The organism is Cognatishimia sp., from assembly GCF_964229375.1.
Taxonomy (GTDB): domain Bacteria; phylum Pseudomonadota; class Alphaproteobacteria; order Rhodobacterales; family Rhodobacteraceae; genus Cognatishimia.
Map to the genome: position 1 here is coordinate 1 of NZ_CAXREH010000230.1, position 5,410 is coordinate 5,410.

The 5,410-nt window shown below is 58.6% G+C and carries 3 protein-coding genes; all 3 read right to left on the bottom strand.

What is annotated here, in order from left to right:
• The coding region (gene topA, locus ACEQWH_RS16155; RefSeq protein WP_370232570.1) for a type I DNA topoisomerase at positions 1-2,312 on the bottom strand (2,312 nt) is incomplete at its 3' end.
• Positions 2,313-2,448: 136 nt separating this feature from the next.
• Complete coding sequence (gene dprA, locus ACEQWH_RS16160; RefSeq protein WP_370232572.1) at positions 2,449-3,573, bottom strand: DNA-processing protein DprA; 1,125 nt, start codon at positions 3,571-3,573, stop codon at positions 2,449-2,451.
• Between the two features lie 94 nt (positions 3,574-3,667).
• Positions 3,668-5,089, bottom strand: a complete 1,422-nt coding sequence (gene tldD, locus ACEQWH_RS16165; protein ID WP_370232574.1) for a metalloprotease TldD — start codon at positions 5,087-5,089, stop codon at positions 3,668-3,670.
• Between the last annotated feature and the right edge of the window lie 321 nt (positions 5,090-5,410).

Consider the following 5,410-nt stretch of genomic DNA (forward strand, 5'->3'; position numbering starts at 1 on the left):
GGATCTTTGAGGTTGGCGTAAACAGGCTTTGCCTCGTCTTGCAGCTGATGCATCACATAGGGGCCGAAACGCCCAAAGTTACTTGTGATCTCGCCTCCTTCGGGGTGCAGACCAATGGCGCGGGGCAGGGACAACAGCGTCAGAGCCTTTTCCAGATCCATCGCTGCGGCATCCCAGCCACGCGGCAGGGACGCGCGATCAGGCTTTTTGTTCTCTTCCGTGATCTCGCCGCGTTGCACATAAGGGCCAAAGCGCCCCTTGCGCAGCAGAATGTCATTTTCGTCGTCATCCTGTCCAAGGATCACATCGCCCGCGTCGTCCGCATCGCCGTTCAGCGGGCGCGTATAGCGACATTCCGGATAGTTCCCGCAGCCCACAAACCCGCCGGTACGCGAGGTTTTCAGGTGCAGCTGTCCAGTTCCACATTTGGGACAGATCCGAGGATCCGAGCCGTCTTCGCGTGGCGGGTAAAGCTGTGGCGCAAGGGCTGCATCCAGCTTGTCCAGAACTTCGGACACCCGCAGGTCGCTGGTTTCTGCAATCGCAGCCGAGAAATCCCGCCAGAACGTGGCCAGCACTTCTTTATAGTCTTGGTCGCCTGCTGAAACGTGATCAAGGCTTTCTTCCAGGTTGGCGGTGAATTCATAGCCAACATATTTGCGGAAGAAGTTCATCAAAAAGATCGTAACGATCCGGCCTTTTTCCTCTGGAAACAGGCGGTTCTTGTCTTTGCGAACATATTCCCGATCCTGAATCGTCGTGATTACGCTGGCATAGGTCGAGGGGCGTCCGATGCCCAATTCTTCCATGCGTTTGACCAAAGTCGCCTCGGTATAGCGAGGCGGTGGTTGGGTGTGGTGTTGCAGCGCAAGGACGCCCGCATTGTCCGACAGGATCGCATTGTCCGCGCGGGTTGCTTCGATGACATCACCCTCGCGGCCTGCAGCCTTGTTGAACTGTTCAGACAGACCTTTGGGGGCAAAGACCGCTGGCTCGCCCTGCATGATCTGGGGTAGGCGTTTGTCGTCGTCGTCCTGAACGTCGTCGCGCCCTTCTTCATAGACCTTCATAAAGCCGTCAAACATGACCACCTGACCGGTGGCACGCAGCTCGACCTGACCGTCATCAGAGGCGATATCGACCGTTGTGCGTTCCAGACGCGCGGCTTCCATCTGACAGGCGATGGTGCGTTTCCAGATCAGATCATAGAGCTTGCGTTGATCCGGCTCGCTGACTTTGATCTGGCTGGCGTCTTTGTTCATATCCGTCGGGCGGATACATTCGTGCGCTTCCTGAGCGTTCTTGGCTTTGTTTTTATACATCCGAGGCGAGCTCGGGATGTAGTCTTCGCCATAGCGATCCTTGATGGCGTCGCGGGTCGCCATCACTGCTTCGGGCGCCATGTCGATGCCGTCGGTCCGCATATATGTGATCAGGCCTGCCTCATAGAGACGCTGTGCCGTGTTCATACATTGGCGCGCGCCCATGCCGAATTTCCGGCTGGCTTCCTGTTGCAGTGTCGAGGTCATGAACGGAGCCGATGGGTTGCGTGTCGCCGGCTTGGCCTCAACGGATTTAACCGAGAGATTACGAGAGGTTACCGCCTGAACTGCAAGTTCCGCAGCGGTGCTGTCCTTCAGCGACATCCGGTCCAGTTTCTGGCCACCCAGAACCGTCAGGCGCGCTTCAAAATCTTTGCCGCGCGGGGTCTGGAGCAAGGCGCGCACTGACCAGTATTCCTGCGCGTTAAAGGCTTCGATTTCCTCTTCGCGTTCGACAATCAGACGCAGGCAGACCGATTGCACCCGACCAGCAGACCGCGCGCCGGGCAGCTTGCGCCACAACACCGGAGACAGCTTGAAGCCCACCAGATAATCCAGCGCGCGACGGGCCAGATAGGCCTCGACCAGCGGCTCGTCCACCTGACGCGGGTTTTGCATTGCTTCGGTGACGGCGGTTTTGGTGATCGCGTTAAAGACCACGCGGCTGACCGGTGTGTCTTTCTTAATGGCGCGCCGTTTGCGCAGCGCTTCTTCAAGGTGCCAAGAAATCGCCTCGCCCTCGCGATCGGGGTCGGTTGCGAGGATCAGGCTGTTGTCTTCTTTTAGAGCGTCCGCGATGGCTTTGACGTGTTTGCGACTGTCGGTGCCGACCTCCCAGGTCATGGCGAAATCATTGTCGGTATCAACAGAGCCATCCTTGGCGGGCAGGTCGCGCACGTGGCCATAAGAGGCAAGCACCGTATAGTCAGACCCCAAGTATTTATTGATTGTTTTGGCTTTTGCTGGGGATTCGACGACGACGACGGGCATGCTTTACTCTGGACTCCTCAAGACTCATTTTTATTGGCCTTATGGCGGCAGAAGATGTGCGGGGGAAGGGGGCATTGTCAATGACCCCTGCAAAACCCAACGTCTGCGGCAGGCTTGCGGGGCATGTAGTCGGGGATCAGCGTTTAGACAAGAGCCCGCCCGCGCGCCGCAGGATTTTCCCGTGTAGTTCAAGCGTCGAAAGCGCCGGCGCCAGAGATCGGGCGGCCGATTTCAAATCAAAGATCAACTGGTCTTCGGCCAAGGGGACTGGCCCAAGGCGCGAGAGGATATTTTGGTGCAGCTTCGCGGTTTCGGCGAGGCTGGGGGGCTTTGGTGGCTCTGGAACTTGGGCAGATGGTGCAGGCGGGTGCAAGTTCAGCTCATCAATGACGTCAGACCCGTTGCGTACAAGGACAGCACCGTCGCGGATAAGGATGTTGCAGCCTGCGGCGCGCGCATCAAACGGATGGCCGGGAACCGCCAGCACATCACGCCCCTGATCCAGCGCATTGCGCGCGGTGATCAGGGATCCTGATTTTGCGGCGGCTTCAACGACCACCACGGCTTTGGACAGGCCTGAAATGATCCGGTTGCGGGGCGGGAAATGTCGCGCCTGCGGGTGCAGCCCCATGGCCTGCTCTGACAGGATCAACCCCTGTTTCAGCACGCGTTTTGCCAGTTCTTTGTTCTCGGCAGGATAGATGCGATCGACGCCGCCCCCGAAAACTGCAATCGTCCCGGTGCTCAGCGCGGCCTCATGTGCGGCTGCGTCTGTTCCACGGGCCAGACCGCTGATCACCACCTGGCCTGACGCGCCAAGGTCACGCGCCAGCGCGCGGGCCATGCGCAACCCAAGCGAGGAGGCGTTTCGAGCGCCAACCAGCGCAATGCCGTCTTGTTGCAACAGATCAATGTTCCCACGCGCCCACAACAGCGGCGGCGCATCTGGCAAATCATAAAGCGGCGCAGGATAGGCGGCCTCGCCATAACAGATCAGCTGCGCGCGGGCTTTGCTGGCGGCTTTCAGTTCGGTGTCGATGACCGTTTCGGGACACACCTCATACTCGTCAATCCCTGCTTCTGCGGCGATGCCGGGCAGGGCGTCCAGCGCGTTCTGGGCCGTGCCGAAGTCTTTGAGCAGACGGTGAAAGGTGGTGGCCCCCACACGTCGAGATCGCAAGAGGCGAAGCCAAAGATACCGCTCGTCTTCCGAGGTGGGTGGGTTCTTGGGGTCATTGGAAGAATACTGACCGATGCTCATCCTTGGCTCCGCCGTCTTGCAGAGCCAAGTCTTACGAATCCTTGGTTAACAGGCCGTAAAGCGAACTGCTAAATTTTGTCAGGCTCTTGGCGCATTAGGTCGCAGAGCCCCCAACGGTAAGACCGCCCATCAGAACGGTCGGCTGTCCGACGCCCACAGGCACGCTTTGTCCGGCTTTGCCGCAAGTGCCCATACCTGGATCAAGTTCCATGTCGTTGCCCAAGGCGCGGATCTGCGTCATCGCGGTTGCGCCATCGCCAATCAAAGTGGCGCCTTTGACCGGTGCACCGACTTTGCCGTCTTTGACCTGATAGGCTTCGGTGCAGGAGAACACGAATTTGCCGTTGGTGATATCCACCTGACCGCCGCCAAATCCGACCGCATAGATCCCGTCCTTCAGATCCGCCAGCAGGTCTTTGGGGTCGTTGTCACCGCCATTCATATATGTGTTTGTCATGCGCGGCATTGGCATATGCGCATAGCTTTGACGCCGCCCGTTGCCCGTGGGCTCTACCCCCATAAGGCGTGCGTTCTGGCGGTCTTGCATATAGCCAACCAAGACACCGTCCTCGATCAGCGTGTTCTTGCGGCTGGGGGTGCCTTCGTCATCTACAGTCAGAGACCCGCGCCGGTCAGGAAGCGTGCCGTCGTCGATCACTGTGACACCTTTAGAGGCAACCTGATCGCCAATACGGCCCGAGAAGCTCGAGCTTTCCTTGCGGTTAAAGTCACCTTCAAGCCCGTGGCCAACCGCCTCGTGCAGCAAGATACCGGGCCAGCCCGGCCCAAGCAGAACATCCATTTGGCCCGCCGGGGCAGGGACAGCTTCGAGGTTGACCAGCGCGATGCGCAGGGCTTCGCGGGCTTTTGCCTGCCAGTCGTCCGCGGCAATCAGCCCATCCAGCCCGACGCGCCCGCCGCCACCGGCCGAGCCCGACTCGCGCCGACCCTGATCTTCGACGATCACAGAAACATTCACACGGGTCATCGGACGCACATCAGAGATCCGTGTGCCATCGGGCCGCAGAATAAAGACTTCTTGCAGCGAGGCCATCAAGGTCGCGCTGACCTGAACCACGCGCGAATCCAAATCGCGCGCAAACGCGTCGATGTCACGCAGGGTTTCGATTTTTACCGGAAAGCTGGCCGATCCGATGGGATCACTGTCTGTATAAAGCTTGCGATTGGTCGCCATTGGGCCTTCAGCCAACACGCCGCCCCCCTGACCAACCGCAAGGCGGGCGGTGGCTACAGCGCGTTTTAAGGCAGATTCGGAAATCTCGGAGGAATGGGCATAGCCTGCGACCTCGCCGTTGACCGCGCGCAGGCCAAATCCCTCGGTTGCATCGTAACTGGCTGTTTTCACACGCCCATCATCAAAGACCAAAGCCTCTGAGCGGGCGCGTTCCAGAAACAGCTCGCCGTCTTCAGCGCCCTGTGTGGCCTCTTGCAACAAGGCCAAAGCGCGATTCTCATCCAGTGTTGTCTCGAATGGGGCGAATTTTTCGTCTGCCATGGGTCCTTGCCTTTCGGGTTTTTTGAAGCAAATCAAAAAAGCGGCTGTTTGCCGCAAGTATATTCCTTTATCTGGTGCGCAGAATATGGTTCAAAGCACCGACAAAACAATGGGATTCCATTGCCATTGGCGTGGAAGACCGAATAAGACACGACGAAATACGCAACCGCACGGGTGACACATGCGAATTCTTTCGACCCTCATGGGACTCTGGGCAGCCTTTCTCGCACTTCCTGCAATGGCACAAGAGACGATCGGCAAGCCCTCAGACGCAGGTCTGAACTTTCAGCCAGCCACAACTGAACTGGCGCGTGACATCCA

Coding starts and splice junctions, on each gene's coding strand:
- dprA (WP_370232572.1), bottom strand. CDS start 3,573: ATGAGCATCGGTCAGTATTCTTCCAATGACCCCAAGAACCCACCCACC.
- tldD (WP_370232574.1), bottom strand. CDS start 5,089: ATGGCAGACGAAAAATTCGCCCCATTCGAGACAACACTGGATGAGAAT.